The organism is Bacillus sp. DX3.1 (assembly GCF_030292155.1).
GTDB lineage: Bacteria > Bacillota > Bacilli > Bacillales > Bacillaceae_G > Bacillus_A.
Genome location: NZ_CP128153.1, coordinates 3,012,843 through 3,031,608, shown reverse-complemented (window position 1 = coordinate 3,031,608; position 18,766 = coordinate 3,012,843). Strand labels below are relative to the sequence as shown.

Below are 18,766 nucleotides of genomic sequence, written 5' to 3'. Positions count from 1 at the left end.
ATTACCGGAGGAAAACGATGAAAACATTAGTATGTTTTGGAGATAGTATTACAGCTGATGAGACATTTTGGGATGGAACATATCGATTAACACCGAGATTACAAGCTTTATTTCCAAATTGGAAGGTGATAAACGCCGGGGTTCCTGGTGATAATACGTGTGATGCTTTGCAAAGAATAGAAGAAGATGTATTATCTTATAAGCCAACATTTGTAACTGTCTTTTTTGGTACAAATGATGCAGTGTCTTTTGATCAAGTATCACTACAAGTATATAAAGAAAATTTAGAAGAGTTTGTAAGGACAGTTTCACCAGAAAAAGTACTACTTATTAGTCCAGCACCAGTAGATGAGGAAAGGCAGCACGCAAGAAGAAATGAGGTCTTAAAACAGTATGCGAAGGCAATGGAAGAAGTAGCAGAACAAACTGGAAGCCATTTTCTAGATTTGTATTCTCACATGTTTCGAGAATCAGATTATAAGAAGTTTGTAGATAATGAAGACCGTGATGGGCTGCATTTTAGTATAGCTGGTTATGAATATTCATCTGAATTAATAGGAAATAAGTTGAAGGAAATACATAGTTTCTAGAGTAACAATTATATAACCGTATGTGCTATAGAAGGGGGATGGAGTGTGAAAAGAAATATAAGAGAGGCGACATTACATGATTTTGAAGCAGTTGCGAGACTTACGCAACAAGTGCAGAAACTTCATGCTGAAAGACGACCTGATATTTATGCGGTGACAACAAATGCATTAGATCCAAAATATTATGAAGAAATAATTGATAGTGAAGAATCAAAAGTGTTTGTTATGGAAGAAGAAAGTGATGGGGATATTATCGCCTATTCTTTGTTAAAAATTGTACAGTCACCAAATTTAGACATTTACATGAATAGAAAAGTAGTTGATATGTATCATTTAAGTGTCGATCAGCGTTATCGGGGGCAAGGAATTGGAGAACAATTAATAGAACATGCTGTCTCTTATACAAAAGAAACAGAGGCAGATGCTTTAGAGCTTGGTGTATATGCAGTAAATGAAGAAGCGCTTAGTTTTTATAAGAAACAAGGATTTAAGCCAAAAATATATCGAATGGAGTTATTAATGGATTCATAGTGAAGAGAAAAGAGCAAAACCTAATATTTAGGATTTTGCTCTTTTTTTCTTTCTCGGTCTTCGTACTAATTCACTACCGCAATTTGGGCAAACCTGATACGTTTTTTCTGTGCACGGTGCACAAAATGTACATTCATATACACATATGTACGCTTCTGAATCCGATTGAAGAGCAGTGCTACAGGTTTGACAGTTTGTTTTCATTTCTAGTGCCATGTAAATTCCCCCTATTGTTTGAATGTGTTTTCATAATTCAATCATAATTGAAAACGATGAGAATTACCTTTGTATGTGAAACGGAATTGGTAGAATGATGTAGCACTTGAAATGAATTATCTCTATTTATTTATGAATTGATAATTTGATGATTTATGTATGAACTGTCTATCTTTTTACGCGATTAGAAAAGGGTGGAAAGGTTCAGGATAGAATATTTACTTAGAAAAAACGCAGGTTCTTATATAGAACCTGCATTTTTCTTTTCTATTGTTACAACGATAACACTTACCACAATCAAAGCACCGCCAATAAAAAAGTTAATATTTAACCTCTCATTTAAAAGTAGCCACCCTAGTAATGATCCAACAATGGGCTGGAAAAAGAAAAATAGGGAACCGATACTAGCGTCCATTAACTCCAAACCTTTATTCCAAAGAAAAAAGGCGCCAGCAGTAGAAATAATACCTAAATATAGAATGCCTAAGACGATATAGGCGTTTATATTTCCAATCGGATTAGATTGTAGCTCCCAAATCATACAAGGTGTAATGAAAAGGAGCGCAAAGAATATCGCATACGTTGTAATGGTTAAGGAAGAAAAACGACTAGAAGCAATTTTGACATAAATCGATAGTAATGCCCACGTAATTGCAGCACCAACTAAAATGACTGTGCCAACAAAATAGGTCCCGATTTCTATATCCCATCCAATTACGATAATGACACCTATTGTTGCTAGGACGATAGAAATGATTTTACGAGCAGTTAGCTTTTCTTTTAATATCACGGCTGCGAATATGACCATAAATGCCGGGGTAGCTGCTGTAACTAAAGAGCCCGTGTGAGCATCTGATAATTTCGTCCCAACAAATTGAAATGTAATTGAGATGAAATAACCAATGAAACCGATCCAAGCAAAGAGTAACCAGTCTCTTTTATTAATTTGTAGCGTAGTTTTTTGTTTCCGTTTTGTAGTTTTTAGAATTACATATAAAACTACAAAAGCAATTATAAAACGAAGCCAAACGAGTGTAAGTGGGGGAACAAAGTCTAATACATATTTACTGACAACGTACATACCGCCCCAAATACTCGCTGCGAGTGATAAACAGATTGCGCCTAAAAGTGTTTGCTTCATAAGTAAAGTAACCTCCGTCTATTTTAGGATTATATATTATGGAATCCTAAGACGAGGCATGTTTATTTCGTAAAGGATACGTATGCCCGTCTTAGATTATAGACGGACTACTGGTTGGTCGTTTTCGAATAAGTGTTTGTAGTACATAAATATCCTCCTTTCTATGTTTTGTATTTCTTTCTCATGAATAAGTTTATAATGAAATTATAACTTAATTTTCAGATTATCGGAGGGTTAATATGAAATATGTAGTGATTCAGTCTCATATAAGTAATTATCCAGAGCCGATTAGATTAGAGAAAGGGGATCAAGTATTAATCGGGAATACATATTCAGGTCCAGAAAACTGGAAGAATTGGGTATATTGTCGTGCAGAGCATGATGGTCGGGAAGGGTGGGTTCCAGAGCAAATTATAATACGTGATAAAAATGATGTCGGTATTGTGCTAGAAACATATACAGCGAAAGAATTAGATGTAGAAATAGGAGATGTTCTTATTGGTTTGAAGGGATTAAATGGTTGGATTTGGTGTGAAGAAATAAAAAATGAACAGGCTGGATGGGTCCCAAAACAAAACGTAAGGTTAGTGAAGTAGAAGGCTTACTGGAGTATACAGTTCATGAACTCATTATATGTATTAAATACGTATTATAATGTTGTAGAGTGCTTGTATATCTTGTTGTTTCTAATTACTCTCATTACTCATTATACTGCAAATGATATGTCAAAAAATAATGGAATATACAACAATCGAAATAGAGATCTGCATCATAAAGCGGATCTTTTTTTACAATGTAATTAACCGTCACGTTTGACTGTACAGTTTATGTGCTGTATGATGTTATTAATATAAATGAGGGGGGAAAATCGTTGGGAAGGTGTATCGAATCGGACAGTTGGCTCACTTGGCTCATGTATCGAAACGAACGATTGATTATTATACGAATCTAGGTATCTTAAAAGCGGAGCGATCTCAATCTAATTATCGCTATTACGACGAAACAGCATTTGAAACATTACAATTTATTGAGAAGTGCAAAGAAATGCATATGCCGCTTTGTGAGATTAAAGAGAGGATCGAGGAGAAGAAGAAGCTGCTCGGTATCAATGAACACGTTTCGAGACAAGTGAATGAAGTGACAGACCATATCCATCGATTAGAAACAGAGTTAACACAGTTGAAACCTCTGTTAGATGGGTTAACAGATTCACAACGTGACAAAATATCGAAGTCTTTATCTGGTCAAACGACAGCTTTAATACAAACACTTATACTACTTTTATAATATAAGCTGTATCCGGCCCCTTTAATTTCTGTATAGCGCTATGTTTTCTAATGAAACAAAAATAAGAAAACATTATAGTATACAGGAGGTGAACACCTTAGTTTTTTTTACTAAGGGGATTCATTGGAAATATTTAATTTAGTCATGGTTGCGATTTTAATCGCATTTACTGGATTTTTCGTAGCAGCAGAGTTTGCGATTGTTAAAATACGTACAAGTCGCATTGATCAGCTTGTTGCGGAAGGAAAACGCGGTGCGTTAGCAGCAAAAAAGGTAACAACGAATTTAGATGAATATTTATCTGCATGTCAGTTAGGAATTACAGTTACAGCAATGGGACTTGGTTGGTTAGGTGAACCGACAATCGAGAAATTATTGCATCCATTATTTGAAAAATGGAATTTAAATCCTTCCATTTCACAAGTTTTGACTTTCGGTCTTGCGTTTATGACAATGACTTATTTGCACGTTGTAGTAGGTGAATTGGCACCGAAAACAATGGCAATTCAAAAGGCTGAAAAAGTAACTTTACTATTTGCTGGACCTTTGATGACGTTCTATAAAGTTATGTATCCATTTATTTGGGTACTAAACAGTTCAGCGCGTGTTGTAACTGGATTATTCGGCTTGAAGCCAGTTTCTGAGCATGAAGTAGCTCATACTGAAGAAGAATTACGATTGATTCTTTCAGACAGCTATGAAAACGGAGAGATTAATCAAGCGGAATATAAGTATGTAAATAATATCTTTGAATTCGATAACCGCATTGCGAAAGAAATTATGGTACCGCGTACAGAGATCGTTGGTTTCTATCTCGAAGATTCAGTAGAAGAACACATGAAGATTATCCAAGGTGAAAGATATACACGTTATCCAATCTTTGGAGAAGATAAAGATGATATTATCGGTATGGTCAACGTAAAAGATTTCTTTATTCGATACATGAACAACGATAAAGAAGATTTATCATCTATTCGCACGTATATGCGTCCGATTATTGAAGTTATGGAAACTACTCCAATTCATGATTTACTTCTGCAAATGCAGAAAAAGCGAATTCCAATGGCTGTTTTATATGATGAGTACGGAGGTACAGCCGGAATTGTAACGCTTGAAGATATATTGGAAGAAATCGTCGGCGAAATCCGTGATGAATATGATGAAGATGAAAGTCCACCAATTCAACACATAAATGACAATCACAAAATTGTAGATGGAAAAGTGTTGATTACGGAAGTGAAAGATTTATTTGGTTTACACATCGAAGAAGATGATGTAGATACAATTGGTGGATGGATTATGATGCAAAATCATGAAATTGAAGAAGGTCAATGTGTGGAAGCGGAAGGTTATGAGTTTAAAGTTCTTGAAAAAGATGCATATCAAATTAAACGCGTTGAAATTCGAAAAATTGATCATCAACAAGAGAAAGCAGCAACTGTTTAAGTTGCTGCTTCTTTTTTGCTCAATGTAAAAATGGGAATTAGGAGCGGATATTTTGATTCAAGTTGCGTTACCTACCTCTATTGAAATAGTAAAATATACTTTTATCCCGCTATTTGCGGGCAGTAATACCTCCACCTCCAAGTTCTGCAAGAAGCAAAGAAGTTAGGTGGGGGATAAACTGCCCGTAAAAGCCCGATTCGTGAGGGCTAATGATCAGTGGAGAATGAAGAAAATCCCCACTGATCAAAGTTTCACTTTATAAAAGTAACAAAAGGAACCGAAAAACGGTTCCTTTTTCTTGTGTAGTTCTATCTTTGTAGCAAGGAATTCTTTTTTTTCGTTGTTTCATCCGTTTTCAAAATTTCCCCTGGGAAACGGATGAAAATTTTGAAAAAATCCATCGCTTTCTTATACGTAAATATGTTATTATGACAAAAGACTTTTTGAAAGAGGTGGATGCAAATGTTACAAGCGCTGCTTATTTTTTTACTACAAATTATTTATGTTCCAACCTTAACGATTCGTACGATTTTGCTTGTAAAAAATCAAACGAAGTCCGCTGCCGGTGTAGGGTTGTTAGAAGGTGCGATCTATATTGTTAGTTTAGGGATTGTATTTCAAGACTTATCGAATTGGATGAATATTGTAGCCTATGTCATTGGCTTTAGTGCTGGACTTCTATTAGGTGGTTATATTGAAAATAAATTGGCAATTGGATATATTACGTATCAAGTTAGTTTACTAGATCGTTGTAATGAACTTGTTGATGAACTAAGACATGCAGGATTTGGTGTAACTGTGTTTGAAGGTGAAGGGATTAACTCCATTCGTTACCGTTTAGATATTCTTGCGAAGCGTTCGCGTGAAAAGGAGCTTCTAGAGGTTATTAATCGAATTGCACCGAAAGCATTTATGTCTTCGTACGAGATTCGTTCCTTTAAAGGTGGCTACTTAACAAAAGCAATGAAAAAACGAGCATTAATGAAAAAGAATGACCATGCATCATAAAGTGAAACTTCCATCAGTGTAGAGGACCTTATTCCCACTGATGGTTAGTTGAACCAATCGGGCTCTTATGAGCAGTTGATCCCTCGCCTGATTACGTTGAATTCTCATAATTTTGAAATAGGGATCGTACTGTCCGTTAGTGCGGGGGAAGAAAAAGGAGAAGCTGAAAGAAGCTTCTCCTTTTATTTTTCTGTTAGTGCTAAACGGATTCCTAAAATAGCAAAAATTCCTATTTTAGATAGATTGACGCCTTTCGCAACCTTTGGATTTTTTAGTAATTTGTTTGCGATTATACCAGATAAGAAGGAGATAATGGAGAAGACAACGATGGCTTGTAGCATAAATAAAATGCCAAGAATAATCATTTGCATTGGTACTTGACCGGTACTTGGTGTTACAAATTGTGGTAAGAAGGCTAAGAAAAAAAGAGAGACCTTTGGATTTAATATGTTCATAAAAATCCCTTTACGGTATAATGCACCGTAATTTAATGTAATGGCGGCTTGTTCTCCAATTCCTTCATTGCGCTCTTTGAATGCTTGCCAAGCAAGATATAACAAATAAATAGCTCCGACATACTTTAAAATTTGGAAAGCGATTGTAGAATGATATAAGATAGCGGAAATTCCAAGTGCAGCCGCTAACGTATGTACGGTAATACCCGTGCAAAGCCCAAGCGCCGTCATAATCCCTGCTTTTTTACCTTGCGTCATACTTTGTGCGAGGACAAATAAAATATCAGGCCCTGGCATTAATGTTAATAGCATGGCTGCAAAGACAAAAGCAATTAGATTTGAAAGATCCATATATCCACCCCTTTAGTAAAATTTTCCTTATTTTATCATAGATTATATGATTTGTAATGCTATGAATTTGTTTTTATACATAATTCTTCTGTATATTTTTGTGTAGATTTCTTTAAAAGGTGAAGGAAAGATGAACCGATGATCCCAATAACGCCAAAAAAGATCCAAGGTGTATACATGTCTTGAAGTTTTGCTGTAAACCATGTTCCTGTATAGTTACCAATAATAAATCCAGCCGCTAGTGACAGTTGATAAAAACCAAAATAGGTTGCAGTATATGTACCGTTACTATAGTTTGCTACAGCAATGTCGGCATTTGGTAATACAAGTGTTTCGCCAATCGTAAATAAGATAACACAACCGAATAACCAATACGGATGAGAAAAGAAGGGAATCAATAAAAATGAAATTCCCATTAATAGAACGCCGCATTTTACAATGGAAATTGTATTGTATTTGTGAAAGATTTTCTTAAACGATATCATAAAAATCACACCTGTGAGTGCGTTAACTGTAATGACGAGTCCGCCTAAATTCTGGTTGTGACTTATGTTGTTCATATGGAGTGGTAATGCAACGGTAAGCTGTGTAAACATAATATAAAAGAAAATCATAATGAGCGAGAAAGAGAGAAAGTGCTTATTTTGCACTGCGGTTTTTAATCCTGATAAGAGCTCCGTTTCTGCCTTAGCAACATGGAAGTGAGATCTAAGAAGAAAAATAAGAAATGAAAATAGTAACATCAGTAATCCAGTTAACAAGAACGGATATAATGGATTCCATTTGAGTAAAAAAACACCTGCAATTGGTCCAATGATAGCTCCGCCGTTAAAAGCAAGATTTAAGTATGTAAACATATCTTTTCGAGCATGAGCTGGCTGTGATCCAAATATAGCACGTGCAGCAGGTTCATAAAATGCGGTTCCAAAACCGATAAGTGCCGCTGCAATAGAAATCGTATGAAACTCTGAAAATACACCTAAACAAATAAAACCAATTCCTCGTAATATCATACCGATCGTCATCATGACAATGTACCCCATTCGATCAGCTAGTATACCGGAGAATAAAGGAATGACACGTGATGTAATCGTCATAATGGTTAAAGTCGTTCCTACTTGTACAGGAGAAAAGTGTAAAAAAGTAGATAAATGGATTGCTAGAAAGGCATACACTGCAAAATGCCCCAATGTCATGAAAAATGAAGAAACAAGTATAAAGCGTATGGGTGATGAAAAAGTGTTCATTTGACTCCTCCTTTTGTGTAACCACTAAAATTGATTACTGGTTAACGTTTTTATATTATAATTATACACAATGTAAGAAAAAAGTAAATTATGGAAAGTTGGTGCGTTCATTTGGAACAAAATCAGACAGCTCCGGATCAATTAGAGATTATAAGAAGCTTTTTAAATACATGGAGAATTCCGAATGATACACGGAATCCATTAGATACTCTGGAAACGGTGGAAGATGTGAAGCTATTTATAGAAAAATATTGGAACGAAGAGGTATTGTTTGGAACATTAGAGGAAGTAAAACAGTTTCGAGATGCGATCCGTGACGCAATTGAACAGCAAAAGTCATTACATGGCTGGTTTGAAAAATATCCGTTACAAGTAGGCGTAACAGAGCGTATGGATGCAATTACATATGAACCGATTGGGGAACGTAATTTATATACGATGATTTTGCAAATAATTATGGCAGCAATCTCCAATAAGAACTGGGGAAGGTTGAAAGCATGTCCAGATTGTCGCTGGGTCTTTTATGATCATTCGCGTAATGGAAGTAAACGTTGGTGCGGCATGTATGCTGGGGGAAGAGAAGGAAGAGCGTGTGGTACAATTGCAAAAGTGAAAAACTATCGTGCGAAGAGAAAAGGAAGTTCAAATTATATCATGTGATTTATGTAAAAAACGTGCCGTATCTGAGTAAGATACAGCATGTTTTTTTACTTGGTCGTATGAAGAATGGAAAATAACAGAAGTTTTATTTTTAGTTAGAAGCATCCATTTTATACAAATTTGAAGTTGAAAGATCAAGACATCATCATACAATCTTCTTACCATGATAAATTGAATTGCAAAGTGTAATCATTTTTAAAACGAAAAAGTATACCACTACATGTAGTGGTATACTATAAAATTATATAATGCAAAACATTATATATCATCCCCTATACAAAAGGGACATGAATTTAATTATTTTTTATCTAGTTTTAATGGGAATGCAACTTCATCTTTTCGGCTGGAAAATATGCTGAAAAAAATATTTGTGATGTAAACTGTCTACAATTTTATTTGCTTGATACGTACGTTGTTGTTCCAATCTAACACGCTGCTCCATCATTTTCATTTCATGATCTGATAAACGTAACATTGGACAAGTCTCCTTTTCTATAAATATAGGTTTTTTTTAATGAAATGGATACCATATACTTTATAGTTAAGGAGGGATACTGTGTATCATAGGTAAAAAGCACCTTCCTCTCCCAATACGCTTACGAGGTTAGCTGTCGGACTCGGGATGTGAGAGTATCCCTACTTCAAAAAGATTCGCCCCAAGTAGCATACGCCACAGAAATGGTTCCCCCGTTCCAAATTTTGGATTCAGCAAAAGGTTTTATAAAATACAGGATAACATATTTATACTTTATAATCAAACTATTTATTATTTTCTGACTTTTGTAAACTTGTGAGAATCAGTCCATTAGGTAGGCAAATTTCTTGTGTTTCAGTAAATCCATGCTTTTTATATAAGAGAAGTGCAGGGGTATTCGCTTTACCTGTTTGCACGATATATTTTTTTACATACGGGTGAGTATGGAACAAATGAATTAATAACTTTGTTGCGATCCCTTTTTGAAAGTAACGTGGTGATACAACAAGACGGTGAATATCGATAATTGATTCTTCCTGTATAAAAGAAATAAATCCAGTAAGCTCATTTTCGGAAAAATAACCATAAAAGGTTTCATTACAATTTTGAATATCTTGTACGGTGTCATATAAACGGGGAATACTCAAACTGTTAATTTGCTTTGCTTCAACTTGATAAGCAGGAATTTGAATGTCTAAAATGGTTTTTGCTTCTTTGATTGAAGTGTGTGAAAGCTGACGAATCATTGGGATCCCTCCATTACTAAATGTGTCATAATAATTATAAAGGATAGTTAAAACAGGTTGAACCTGTTGAACCAAGAATTGAAATGTATTTTACCATGATAATTCCTCTGTAGTTGTATAATCCTTTTCTGCAAACCTTTATATAATTAGACATATAAAATAAAATACCTGCAAAATAAAACGGAATATTTATATTTATCAGAAATGTAAATGTGATATAATGTAAAAAATAAACAAAAAGCGATGATAGAGAAGAGTACATATTTGGAACTTTATAGAGAGCTGATGGTTGGTGTGAATCAGTAAGAGACGAATATGGAATGGACTCTGGAGCTTCTAGCCGAAATGAGTAGGCTAAGACGTTTACTTCACGTTAATGAAGTTTTAAGTGAGCTATGACATTAGCTAATAAAGGTGGTACCGCGGGAGCCTCTCGTCCTTTTCTAGGATGAGAGGCTCTTTTGTTTTGCAAAGGAGGAGTTATTATGGGAGAAAAAGTGATGTTAACAGGAATTAAGCCGACTGGTTATCCGCATTTAGGAAATTATATTGGGGCGATTAAACCAGCATTGGAAATGTCTAAAAATAGGGAGGGAAAGGCGCTTTATTTTATTGCTGATTATCATGCGCTAAATGCTGTGCAAGATCCAAAGCTGTTTCGTGAGTATACGAAAGAGGTAGCTGCAACGTGGTTATCATTAGGGTTAGGTGAAGATGTTATCTTTTATCGGCAAACCGAAGTGCCCGAAATTTTAGAGTTGGCGTGGATTTTAGCTTGTCTAACTCCGAAAGGGATTATGAACCGAGCGCATGCATATAAGGCAAAGGTAGAGCACAATAAAGAAGCAGGTGTTGATATCGATACAGGTGTAAATATGGGATTGTACACGTATCCTATTTTAATGGCAGCAGATATTTTATTATTCCAGTCTAGTCATGTACCTGTTGGGAAAGATCAAATCCAGCATATTGAAATTACAAGAGATATTGCGACGTATTTCAATAATACATTTGGAGAAACTTTTACGCTTCCGGAATATATTGTTCAGGAAGAAGGAGCTATTTTGCCTGGTCTTGATGGTAGGAAAATGAGTAAGAGCTATGGAAATGTGATTCCTCTCTTTGCACAACCTGAAAAATTGAAAAAGTTGATTTTTAAAATAAAAACGGATTCTTCATTGCCAAATGAGCCGAAGGAACCGGAAACATTATTTATGTTATATAAAGAATTTGCAACGAAAGAGGAAGTACAAACAATGCGAGAACAGTATGCAATCGGAATTGGCTGGGGAGACGTGAAAAAAGAATTATTTCGCGTTGTAAACCGTGAATTAGAAGAGCCAAGAGAAAAGTATGAAAGGTATATGGATGAACCGCACTTATTGTACGAAGCGTTAGAAAGTGGAGCGGAACGTGCTAGAGAAATTGCGAAGATGAATTTAGCCGAAATTAAAAAACGGATTGGATATGACAGGGAACGATAAGCGTTCCCTTATTTTTTTTGTCTATTAACATGTTTTGTTATTTTATCAAAAAATAGGCGAGAACACTCCATCCTCAAGGAATATGAAGGGCACAGCCCAATAAGTAAGGTGGGGATGAATCGTCTTCGATATATCCCATATATTTATCCACTTTGTCCAAAAGTATTTCGTGCAAATTGTAAATAAGTCTCATATTCTTTCAGGTCCATCCATTTCAAGATGGATGCAGAATGTCCCGGCCTAGCTTGGCAAGTTTAGCACCAAGTTCTTTAGCAAGCTGCAGTCGTTTATTACTCTCGGTGGAATGAATAGTGTGAATGAGGCAATTTATCCCGCATTAACGGGCAGTAATACCCCCACCTCAAAGTTCAGCAAAAAGCAAAGAAGTTAGGTGGGGGATAAACTGCCCGTAAAAGCCCGATTCGTTCAACTAATGATCAGTGGGGGATGAAGAAACCCCCCACTGATCAAAGTTTCACTTTATTATAATACGCCACTAGTAGCGTTACCATACGATAAGGATCAATCTTTCGTAGCAAAACGTTTAGGAGAATTAAAAGCTGGAGGCATTCACTTAAGAATAAGACAAGCGATTTCGCTTGTCTTATCAAAAGTAAAACTTCAGGAGGAGCCAAGTAGTTCCAAAATGACTCGTATTGGTAAAGGGTTCCTAGATAGTATGGGTAAAATGAAAAGAATTATACAAAAAATAGCAGACAACTTAAAAAGTTGCCTGCTATTAAAGCCTTTGGGTAACGGAGGGGAGTCCGTCAGGGAGAGAATGGAAATGTCAGTATTGGTAGCTCTTTAAAAAGTATGTACAAAAATATCATCAATTATACAAAAACATTAATGGTTTGGCAGACAACTTAAAAAAGTTGCCTGCCAGTAAAGCGTTTAACACGGAGATTGCTAGTTGACATAGAATACAACCGCAGCCCAAGCGGCTTAAGGATAGTATGTATAAATATTTACAAAATATACAAAAGATTTCTTAAGATTTGGCAGACAACTATGTAAGCTGTCTGCCTGTGGATCTCGTGAGTTTGACTAGGAAGGTAATTTGTTTTCCTAGCCATTGAAAGAGTGAAGCCGCTAGTTCGAACGGCTTATGGGTAGTGTTTGCGATATAAAAAAAATTATGCAAGTTAATTGTATAAAAGATTGATAAACAAGAAAAAACGAGGAAACAGCTTTACGAATTAACTGTCCTCGAATTGTCGAGCCTGTTGGAAGGTTCTCGAAAGCCTGAGCTAAAGAAGTGATTCTAGGTTGAAGGCGTAACGGTAGTATGTGTGGATAATTTCATTTTAAAAACTAAAAATTTCAAAGGAAAGGAAGAAAAAATATCATCCATTTCTCTTAAATTATGTGAAATCACCTAAAGAAAAAGGATGATATTGAATCATCCTTTTTCAGTTAGCCTAAGAGTATAAATACTTTCCAAATATATAAGTCCAACTATTATTCTACTTGTGCCAAAGGTCTGGCAATCACCGCATTTTATTGATTATATTGAGGTTCCTCTTGTTGAATCTCCTGAATGCGTGGTTCTAAAGAATCAATAATTGTCTGTGTTTGCTGAGCTGCATTTTGATACAGTTGCTTTGCTTGCTGATTGTCAGTATCAAGAACAAATTCTTCTAAACATACTTGCGCACTTTTTAAACCAGAAATGGTTTGTTTGAGTTTAGTGACTACTGTCATAAATTGTTTCCTCCTTAAAAATATAACTTCAAAATTTAGGATATCTATCTTTGTATCAAAGTATACAGTCCAATTTTAGGGGAGATGATTTGTATATATAAATACAAATTAAAAAACCGACATAAAACTCTTCTTTTTAGGTGGGAGAGAGCATCCGGCCATGCATAGAAGCGGTTAGATCCTTTTCCTGCCCAGACATAGTGAAAACAAAGAAAGAAAACGAGTGCCGGTCACCTTTTGTTATCCATAGCCGCGGCTTATATGTCGAAAAATCAAAATGGATTTATATAAAATGAACATAGAAAATAAAGTTTTATAAAAAAGATGAACCGAAATATCTTATCTTAATAAAGAAGGGATTTCGTTTTTTCTTATTGCGCTAACGGGGGCAGGATAGTTGAAGAAAGGAATATTATTTACTAAGTAGAATAATAAGAAAGGGCATGCACATTACATATTTTTCTTTCGCGAGGGGATGATATCTATATAATTCTCAAAAATAAAGGAGAGCATCTGCATGAATTACAAGATGTTTAGGGCTATCAATCGTCTAGCTGGTCGTAATTCAACCTTGGATACATTTATGATATTTATTTCACAAAAGACTCGATTCCTGTACATTTTTTTATTAGCTTTAATGTGGTTTAGAAGTAATTCCTACAAAAAAATTATTTTATTTGCAGGAGTATCAGTAGGGTTCGCTTTATGTATAAACCGTTTTATCCAGCTTTTTTACTTTAAACCTCGTCCGTTTGTTATACATCGTGTACGTTTACTTATTCCATCAAAGAATAATTCTTCATTTCCCAGTAAACATACAACGGTGGCGTTTGCTTTAGCAACTTCCATCTTACTTCGCGAACGTTTATTTGGCTCAATCATGTGGTTTTTTGCAATTTTGACAGGTTTCTCACGTATTTGGCTAGGACATCATTATCCATTTGATATAATAGGAAGTGCTTTCATAGGAATGTTAACTAGTATAGCTATTGACAATACTACATATTTATTTAATTCTTTTGTTACCTGGATTATAAATATATATAGAAAACTAATTTTTGTGGATTTGAAACATTCCTAACGATATCTTTGATAAATCACAGCACATAATCTTGCACATTTTTTACTAAAGTAACTCTTTCTCGAAATACATTTTACGGTAAACTCACAGATATCTAGGCAATGCCTTCATAATTAAATGAAGATGAACCAGATTCAACTAAAGAACCTTCTGAAGAAATTTAAGAAAAGAATAATCAATAGCAGGATAATGTAAATATTATCATATAGCTTATTCTTAAATATAAAAGAACCTAATTGGAGTAGAGCGATATAGAGAGTGACTCAATAGAATAAGACAAGGAAAAACACCTCTTATATCGTATTTAATTAGATACGAATATATGGAGGTGTTTCTGTTTATCCCGCATTAACGGGCAGTAATACCTCCACCTCAAATTTCTGCAGAAAGCAAAGAAGTTAGGTGGGGGATAAACTGCCCGTAAAAGCCCGATTGGTTCAACTAATAATCAGTGGGGGATGAAGAAAACCCCCACTGATTAAAGTTTCACTTTATTCCGCTATTTGCGGGCAGTAATACCCCCACCTCAAAGTTCGACAGGAAGCAAAGAAGTTAGGTGGGGGATAAATCGCCCGTAAAAGCCCGAATGGTTCAACTAATGATCAGTGAAGGATGAAGAAAACCTCCACTGATCAAAGTTTCACTTTATTAAGTTATAGGGCAGGATTGGGGCAGAACCATGTAATTTTGAATCATTAAAGAGCATTTTAAAACAAGTGAATAACAGGATAAATGTCATCTTAATCGGATAATCCTAATGATTAGATTCAATCGCTTCGAGTACGAATCGGTTTTTCATCATGTACTCCTTTTGTATTAGTAGTATTTTGGTAATTCGTTCAACATTTTAGCTGTTTGGGTTGCTACAGATGAAAGGATGGGATCACTTTTGGTTCTGAAAAATAGAGTTCGTAAAAATGTTTTGACATTTGCACATAGTTTACAATACTCATAAAGAGGGAGTCTTTTTTTAAAGCTTGGTAATCGTTTCATTTTTGTATAAATAATATAACAAAGCCGCCCTTTCGGGAGTCCATGACAAAGCATAGTAATTAGAGGTGTTACAATACGTTCATCTTCACTGGTGTGATGTACAGTCGAATAAATAAATATTTTATTTAAAATACAATGAACAATCTCCTCATACCATTCAAGTGGAATTTTTGGATTGTGAATCATTTCATTAAAAGCGTCGGATACATGAGCGATACTATGGGCCCAACCTTTATCTTTTACATAGCCTCGGTAATCACTTTCACGGTTCGTATAGTCAATAAGTTTTTCTTTAATTTCTTTGAGTTTTTCTACAGATAAAAAAGAATGAGAGGTATCGAACTTTAAAATTAATGCGATTAATAATGTTGTAAAAGAACGAGTAAAAACTCCATCCGTATTTGGGCAGTTAATTTCACAAAATAAATAGTTTTGATCGAGGCATGTTGTTAATAACTTTTCTAATTGAGTCTGTGGAAGGAGTTCATTAAGAATAAAATGTGAAAAGCAATTATATATTAATTCTTCACGTACATAACCATCGGTAGTACCGATATGTTGAAGCATATGTATACTTAACTCATTAAGATCAATGTTATACATTTGCGTATAGTCGTTTTGCTGAATGAGCTCCAATTGTTGTTGTAATGTAATGATATCCAAAGATGCTCCTCCTCTGTACATTAATAACAATTTATTTTCTAGTATTCTATATATTCGAAGACAATCCCTCTCGTGCAAGGATAAATGCTACAAACCCACGAAGTATTCAAGAAGGAGGGGGCTATATATGTTGAAACAAAAGTTTAAGCATATGATTTCGCTATATCCAGTCTTATTATTTGATGGATGGCATATTGAAAATATTTCAGACCGTCAAGAAGGAGAAAAATGGGAAACACTTTGGTTTCAAGTTATCACACCGACAGGAACGTTTCGGGTAAAAGAGTTTTTTCTAGACATTATGGAGCCAACATTTCCTGATAGCTGTATTCATCAAGCACAAGGTGAATGTTTTCAGTACAATGGACTCTTTTATTGGAGAGGTATTAACTATAAAGGGAAAGATAGCTATGTCATTTCCAAGTGGAAAACGCAAGTCGAAGTTTCAATTGATGAAGGGTTTGTGCAACAACAAGAAATGGAACAGTTTCTGGAAGGCTTACAGCCGTTAGAACTAGAGAAAGCAAAGCAACAAGTCAATAAGCCGTTTCACACATTGAGCTTTCAAGCAAGAGTACCAATTGGCGGTGAAATAAGCCGGTGCAGTAACTGGTATTCACCAAATGAAATAGAGTTTTCTTCCTTACCAATTACAATTCTTTCGTCTTGGCGACTTGAATCGATCGGTTTAGGGCGTGATGAAATACAGTATGTGTACTGGGATTTGAAAGAACAGCTATATACACTTTGGGTATGTCGCCATTCTAAGCGTAGTTATTATCGTACTACGTCGTGGATTAGAAATTATGGTTCTGTACAAATGATTAATGGATTAGAATTTTACACACACCCTCAACGGGGAACAGTTGTGTATCAAGATTTAGGAGAAGAACAAATCGCTTATATATTTCGTGGCACACCTTGTTCAACGGTTGCGAAAGTAAAGGAAATCTTTTCTTAATCTTAGAAAGTAGATTAAAGAATGTTATAAATATAGTAACGACATGAGCGGTATCATTATAATACAATAGAGTTTGGTAAGGATTATATAGAGAAAGTGTTGGTGAGATCATGGAGCAACAAAGAGGTTGGCTACAGGCAAAAGTAGAACGAAATCATGAAAATATGCTACATATACAGTGGGACGACTTAGTAGACGAAGTAAATATTTATTGGAACACTTCTTCAGAACATATTGAAGAAAAAGGACAATTTCTAATAAAAGTAACAGGTGCATCGTCTTGCATGGTAAAAGACCCTAGCGGTGAAGCGCGACCTTATTTTCGATTAGTAACAAATAGAGGACAAGCTATTACAGTAGCTGAGCGCCGATTACCTTTGCAAGGTGCATTTAACTTCCGTGATTTAGGTGGCTATGAAACGACAGATGGCCGCAGAGTGAAATGGGGGAAATTATATCGTTCTGAAGAATTAGCAGGACTAACAGAACAAGATATTCAGTATTTACAACAATCAGGGTTGAAGCTCGTATGTGATTACCGAACAGATTTTGAAGTGAAACACAAACCAAACCCAGAAATGAATGGTGTTCGCCAAGTTGGCTTACCTGTGATGCAAGATATAGCGAAAGATTTAAATATAAATGAGTTTTTCGAAATTGGTGATGTATCGATGCTTGGAAAACCTGGTGAATATTTAGTGAAAATGAATAAAGACTTTGTGACAGATAATGAAGCGTTTGTACGCTTTTTACAACTTGCGCAAGATCCAGAAAATTTACCACTTGTTAATCATTGTACAGCTGGGAAAGACCGAACAGGTTTTGCGTCTGCTTTATTATTACTTGTTCTTGGTGTACGAGAAGAGACAGTGATGCAAGATTATTTATTAAGTAACGGATTTCGTGAAAAGTTAAATCAAAAAATGATGGCCTTTTTAGGAGCAAAGCTCAAAGATGAAGAGAGCAGAGCAATTTTAGGTGCTATGTTTGAAGCACGTGCTGAGTATTTACAAGCTGCACTAGATGAAATCACTCGAACATACGGTTCTGTAGAAGTATATGCAGAAAAAGGAATCGGTTTTACAAAAGAACAATTAGTAGCTATTAAAACGCTATTATTAGAAGGAAAATAAGATTCAATTTAAAAAATCTAGGTGGAAGAGAAGATGACTTTTTGTGTCATATATCTGTTTCTATCTAGATTTTTTTAATTCTATTTTCCTTTTTCTAAATGGCTAATGGTCTTTTATCCTTTTTGTTAAAGTACCTTACTTCAGAAGTGTTTCAGTTTATTTCACTTAAAATTCAGAAAAACAAAACTATTTATACATTATAAACAGTGAAAATGTTGTAAAATGATGGAAAAGGGAGGGGAGACATTATGCTCGTGTTGGTACTAGTAACACTATCGCTTGTAGTAATTACAGTTGCGGGAACGATTTTTGTCGGAAAGAGTGCGGATGCAAATTATGATGGATCAACGAAAGGGAATATTACGAGACTTACGATGATTTATATTTTGTTAGCGGTCGTTTTGTTTGTTGGTGTAGGTTTGTATATATATTTTCAGGGCTAAAGAAATATATGTTTGAGTGAAGAAAAGCACTGCGTTATAAATGTTCTCTTCTGAATGCGCCAATCTTTTTGGAAAGCGTTAGAATTTAATGCCCTGTCTAACAATTGACTATAAAGTATCCTAATGAAAAATGAAAAATCAGAAAGAA

Annotated in this window: 21 protein-coding genes, 1 riboswitch and 1 other annotated feature; of the genes, 12 read left to right on the top strand and 9 right to left on the bottom strand. The window is 35.1% G+C overall.

Annotation, left to right across the window (positions count from 1 at the left end; genetic code table 11):
• The first annotated feature begins 17 nt into the window (after positions 1 to 17).
• Both QRE67_RS15040 and QRE67_RS15035 read left to right on the top strand, forming a co-directional pair.
• Positions 18 to 590: an SGNH/GDSL hydrolase family protein gene (locus QRE67_RS15040; RefSeq protein ID WP_286120978.1), complete on the top strand. Its 573-nt coding sequence runs from the start codon at positions 18 to 20 to the stop codon at positions 588 to 590.
• 45 nt (positions 591 to 635) lie between these two features.
• Entirely contained in the window at positions 636 to 1,121 is a 486-nt protein-coding gene (locus QRE67_RS15035) for a GNAT family N-acetyltransferase (RefSeq protein ID WP_286120977.1), read from the top strand.
• A 27-nt stretch (positions 1,122 to 1,148) separates the two neighbouring features.
• On the opposite strand, the gene QRE67_RS15030 is transcribed toward QRE67_RS15035, so the two are convergent.
• Both QRE67_RS15030 and QRE67_RS15025 read right to left on the bottom strand, forming a co-directional pair.
• Positions 1,149 to 1,337: a DUF1272 domain-containing protein gene (locus tag QRE67_RS15030; protein WP_286120976.1), complete on the bottom strand. Its 189-nt coding sequence runs from the start codon at positions 1,335 to 1,337 to the stop codon at positions 1,149 to 1,151.
• Between the two features lie 241 nt (positions 1,338 to 1,578).
• Complete coding sequence (locus tag QRE67_RS15025) at positions 1,579 to 2,478, bottom strand: DMT family transporter (protein ID WP_286120975.1); 900 nt, start codon at positions 2,476 to 2,478, stop codon at positions 1,579 to 1,581.
• Between the two features lie 239 nt (positions 2,479 to 2,717).
• Here QRE67_RS15025 and QRE67_RS15020 point away from each other — a divergent pair, with 239 nt between their 5' ends.
• The 4 genes from QRE67_RS15020 to QRE67_RS15005 all read left to right on the top strand — a co-directional run bounded on the left by QRE67_RS15020 (position 2,718) and on the right by QRE67_RS15005 (position 6,219).
• Entirely contained in the window at positions 2,718 to 3,074 is a 357-nt protein-coding gene (locus QRE67_RS15020) for an SH3 domain-containing protein (protein ID WP_286120973.1), read from the top strand.
• A 283-nt stretch (positions 3,075 to 3,357) separates the two neighbouring features.
• Positions 3,358 to 3,765: a MerR family transcriptional regulator gene (locus tag QRE67_RS15015; RefSeq protein WP_286120972.1), complete on the top strand. Its 408-nt coding sequence runs from the start codon at positions 3,358 to 3,360 to the stop codon at positions 3,763 to 3,765.
• A 123-nt stretch (positions 3,766 to 3,888) separates the two neighbouring features.
• Positions 3,889 to 5,211, top strand: a complete 1,323-nt coding sequence (locus QRE67_RS15010; protein WP_286120971.1) for a hemolysin family protein — start codon at positions 3,889 to 3,891, stop codon at positions 5,209 to 5,211.
• Positions 5,212 to 5,673: 462 nt separating this feature from the next.
• Positions 5,674 to 6,219, top strand: coding sequence for a DUF2179 domain-containing protein (locus QRE67_RS15005; protein ID WP_286120970.1), 546 nt, complete (start codon positions 5,674 to 5,676; stop codon positions 6,217 to 6,219).
• Positions 6,220 to 6,401: 182 nt separating this feature from the next.
• Here QRE67_RS15005 and QRE67_RS15000 read toward each other — a convergent pair whose 3' ends face one another.
• Positions 6,402 to 7,025 carry a LysE family translocator gene (locus tag QRE67_RS15000; protein ID WP_286120968.1) on the bottom strand — a complete coding sequence of 208 codons (624 nt, stop codon included), beginning with the start codon at positions 7,023 to 7,025 and terminating at the stop codon, positions 6,402 to 6,404.
• 59 nt (positions 7,026 to 7,084) lie between these two features.
• Complete coding sequence (locus tag QRE67_RS14995; protein ID WP_286120967.1) at positions 7,085 to 8,272, bottom strand: MDR family MFS transporter; 1,188 nt, start codon at positions 8,270 to 8,272, stop codon at positions 7,085 to 7,087.
• A gap of 90 nt (positions 8,273 to 8,362) precedes the next feature.
• Here QRE67_RS14995 and QRE67_RS14990 point away from each other — a divergent pair, with 90 nt between their 5' ends.
• Positions 8,363 to 8,932 (top strand): CGNR zinc finger domain-containing protein, encoded by a 570-nt coding sequence (locus tag QRE67_RS14990; RefSeq protein ID WP_286120966.1) that lies wholly within the window; start codon positions 8,363 to 8,365, stop codon positions 8,930 to 8,932.
• 331 nt (positions 8,933 to 9,263) lie between these two features.
• On the opposite strand, the gene QRE67_RS14985 is transcribed toward QRE67_RS14990, so the two are convergent.
• Both QRE67_RS14985 and QRE67_RS14980 read right to left on the bottom strand, forming a co-directional pair.
• Positions 9,264 to 9,407 (bottom strand): hypothetical protein, encoded by a 144-nt coding sequence (locus QRE67_RS14985; RefSeq protein ID WP_286120964.1) that lies wholly within the window; start codon positions 9,405 to 9,407, stop codon positions 9,264 to 9,266.
• 102 nt (positions 9,408 to 9,509) lie between these two features.
• Positions 9,510 to 9,653, bottom strand: a riboswitch (cyclic di-AMP (ydaO/yuaA leader).
• A gap of 38 nt (positions 9,654 to 9,691) precedes the next feature.
• Entirely contained in the window at positions 9,692 to 10,153 is a 462-nt protein-coding gene (locus QRE67_RS14980) for a GNAT family N-acetyltransferase (protein ID WP_286120963.1), read from the bottom strand.
• 234 nt (positions 10,154 to 10,387) lie between these two features.
• Positions 10,388 to 10,597: a binding site (T-box leader), on the top strand.
• A 41-nt stretch (positions 10,598 to 10,638) separates the two neighbouring features.
• On the opposite strand from QRE67_RS14980, the gene QRE67_RS14975 reads away from it, so the two are divergent.
• A complete protein-coding gene (locus QRE67_RS14975) occupies positions 10,639 to 11,637 on the top strand; it encodes a tryptophan--tRNA ligase (protein ID WP_286120962.1) in 999 nt (332 codons plus the stop codon).
• Positions 11,638 to 13,140: 1,503 nt separating this feature from the next.
• Here the strand turns inward: QRE67_RS14975 and QRE67_RS14970 are convergent.
• Entirely contained in the window at positions 13,141 to 13,344 is a 204-nt protein-coding gene (locus QRE67_RS14970) for a DUF1657 domain-containing protein (RefSeq protein WP_286120961.1), read from the bottom strand.
• Between the two features lie 517 nt (positions 13,345 to 13,861).
• Between QRE67_RS14970 and QRE67_RS14965 the strand changes: the two genes are divergently transcribed.
• Positions 13,862 to 14,425, top strand: a complete 564-nt coding sequence (locus QRE67_RS14965) for an undecaprenyl-diphosphatase (protein WP_286120960.1) — start codon at positions 13,862 to 13,864, stop codon at positions 14,423 to 14,425.
• Here the strand turns inward: QRE67_RS14965 and QRE67_RS28920 are convergent.
• Together QRE67_RS28920 and QRE67_RS14960 are read right to left on the bottom strand one after the other, a co-directional pair.
• Positions 14,422 to 14,517, bottom strand: a complete 96-nt coding sequence (locus tag QRE67_RS28920; RefSeq protein WP_483298708.1) for a hypothetical protein — start codon at positions 14,515 to 14,517, stop codon at positions 14,422 to 14,424. The two genes, QRE67_RS14965 and QRE67_RS28920, sit on opposite strands and share 4 nt — an antisense overlap.
• A gap of 724 nt (positions 14,518 to 15,241) precedes the next feature.
• Entirely contained in the window at positions 15,242 to 16,081 is an 840-nt protein-coding gene (locus QRE67_RS14960) for a DUF2785 domain-containing protein (RefSeq protein ID WP_286120959.1), read from the bottom strand.
• A gap of 127 nt (positions 16,082 to 16,208) precedes the next feature.
• Here QRE67_RS14960 and QRE67_RS14955 point away from each other — a divergent pair, with 127 nt between their 5' ends.
• The 3 genes from QRE67_RS14955 to QRE67_RS14945 all read left to right on the top strand — a co-directional run bounded on the left by QRE67_RS14955 (position 16,209) and on the right by QRE67_RS14945 (position 18,618).
• Complete coding sequence (locus QRE67_RS14955; protein WP_286120958.1) at positions 16,209 to 17,042, top strand: hypothetical protein; 834 nt, start codon at positions 16,209 to 16,211, stop codon at positions 17,040 to 17,042.
• Positions 17,043 to 17,152: 110 nt separating this feature from the next.
• The gene (locus QRE67_RS14950) at positions 17,153 to 18,175 is read left to right on the top strand and encodes a tyrosine-protein phosphatase (RefSeq protein WP_286120956.1); all 1,023 of its coding nucleotides are present in this window, start codon (positions 17,153 to 17,155) and stop codon (positions 18,173 to 18,175) included.
• Between the two features lie 248 nt (positions 18,176 to 18,423).
• On the top strand, positions 18,424 to 18,618 hold the full coding sequence (locus QRE67_RS14945; RefSeq protein ID WP_286120955.1) for a hypothetical protein: 195 nt from the start codon (positions 18,424 to 18,426) through the stop codon (positions 18,616 to 18,618).
• The last annotated feature ends 148 nt before the right edge of the window (positions 18,619 to 18,766 follow it).

Excerpts from the sequence above, each read along its gene's own strand:
- QRE67_RS14995 (WP_286120967.1), bottom strand. The coding sequence starts at position 8,272 with ATGAACACTTTTTCATCACCCATACGCTTTATACTTGTTTCTTCATTT.
- QRE67_RS15025 (WP_286120975.1), bottom strand. The coding sequence starts at position 2,478 with ATGAAGCAAACACTTTTAGGCGCAATCTGTTTATCACTCGCAGCGAGT.
- QRE67_RS15030 (WP_286120976.1), bottom strand. The coding sequence starts at position 1,337 with ATGGCACTAGAAATGAAAACAAACTGTCAAACCTGTAGCACTGCTCTT.
- QRE67_RS14955 (WP_286120958.1), top strand. The coding sequence starts at position 16,209 with ATGTTGAAACAAAAGTTTAAGCATATGATTTCGCTATATCCAGTCTTA.
- QRE67_RS14980 (WP_286120963.1), bottom strand. The coding sequence starts at position 10,153 with ATGATTCGTCAGCTTTCACACACTTCAATCAAAGAAGCAAAAACCATT.
- QRE67_RS15000 (WP_286120968.1), bottom strand. The coding sequence starts at position 7,025 with ATGGATCTTTCAAATCTAATTGCTTTTGTCTTTGCAGCCATGCTATTA.
- QRE67_RS14965 (WP_286120960.1), top strand. The coding sequence starts at position 13,862 with ATGAATTACAAGATGTTTAGGGCTATCAATCGTCTAGCTGGTCGTAAT.
- QRE67_RS15040 (WP_286120978.1), top strand. The coding sequence starts at position 18 with ATGAAAACATTAGTATGTTTTGGAGATAGTATTACAGCTGATGAGACA.
- QRE67_RS14970 (WP_286120961.1), bottom strand. The coding sequence starts at position 13,344 with ATGACAGTAGTCACTAAACTCAAACAAACCATTTCTGGTTTAAAAAGT.
- QRE67_RS15020 (WP_286120973.1), top strand. The coding sequence starts at position 2,718 with ATGAAATATGTAGTGATTCAGTCTCATATAAGTAATTATCCAGAGCCG.
- QRE67_RS15005 (WP_286120970.1), top strand. The coding sequence starts at position 5,674 with ATGTTACAAGCGCTGCTTATTTTTTTACTACAAATTATTTATGTTCCA.
- QRE67_RS14990 (WP_286120966.1), top strand. The coding sequence starts at position 8,363 with ATGGAAAGTTGGTGCGTTCATTTGGAACAAAATCAGACAGCTCCGGAT.
- QRE67_RS14950 (WP_286120956.1), top strand. The coding sequence starts at position 17,153 with ATGGAGCAACAAAGAGGTTGGCTACAGGCAAAAGTAGAACGAAATCAT.
- QRE67_RS14975 (WP_286120962.1), top strand. The coding sequence starts at position 10,639 with ATGGGAGAAAAAGTGATGTTAACAGGAATTAAGCCGACTGGTTATCCG.
- QRE67_RS14985 (WP_286120964.1), bottom strand. The coding sequence starts at position 9,407 with ATGTTACGTTTATCAGATCATGAAATGAAAATGATGGAGCAGCGTGTT.
- QRE67_RS14945 (WP_286120955.1), top strand. The coding sequence starts at position 18,424 with ATGCTCGTGTTGGTACTAGTAACACTATCGCTTGTAGTAATTACAGTT.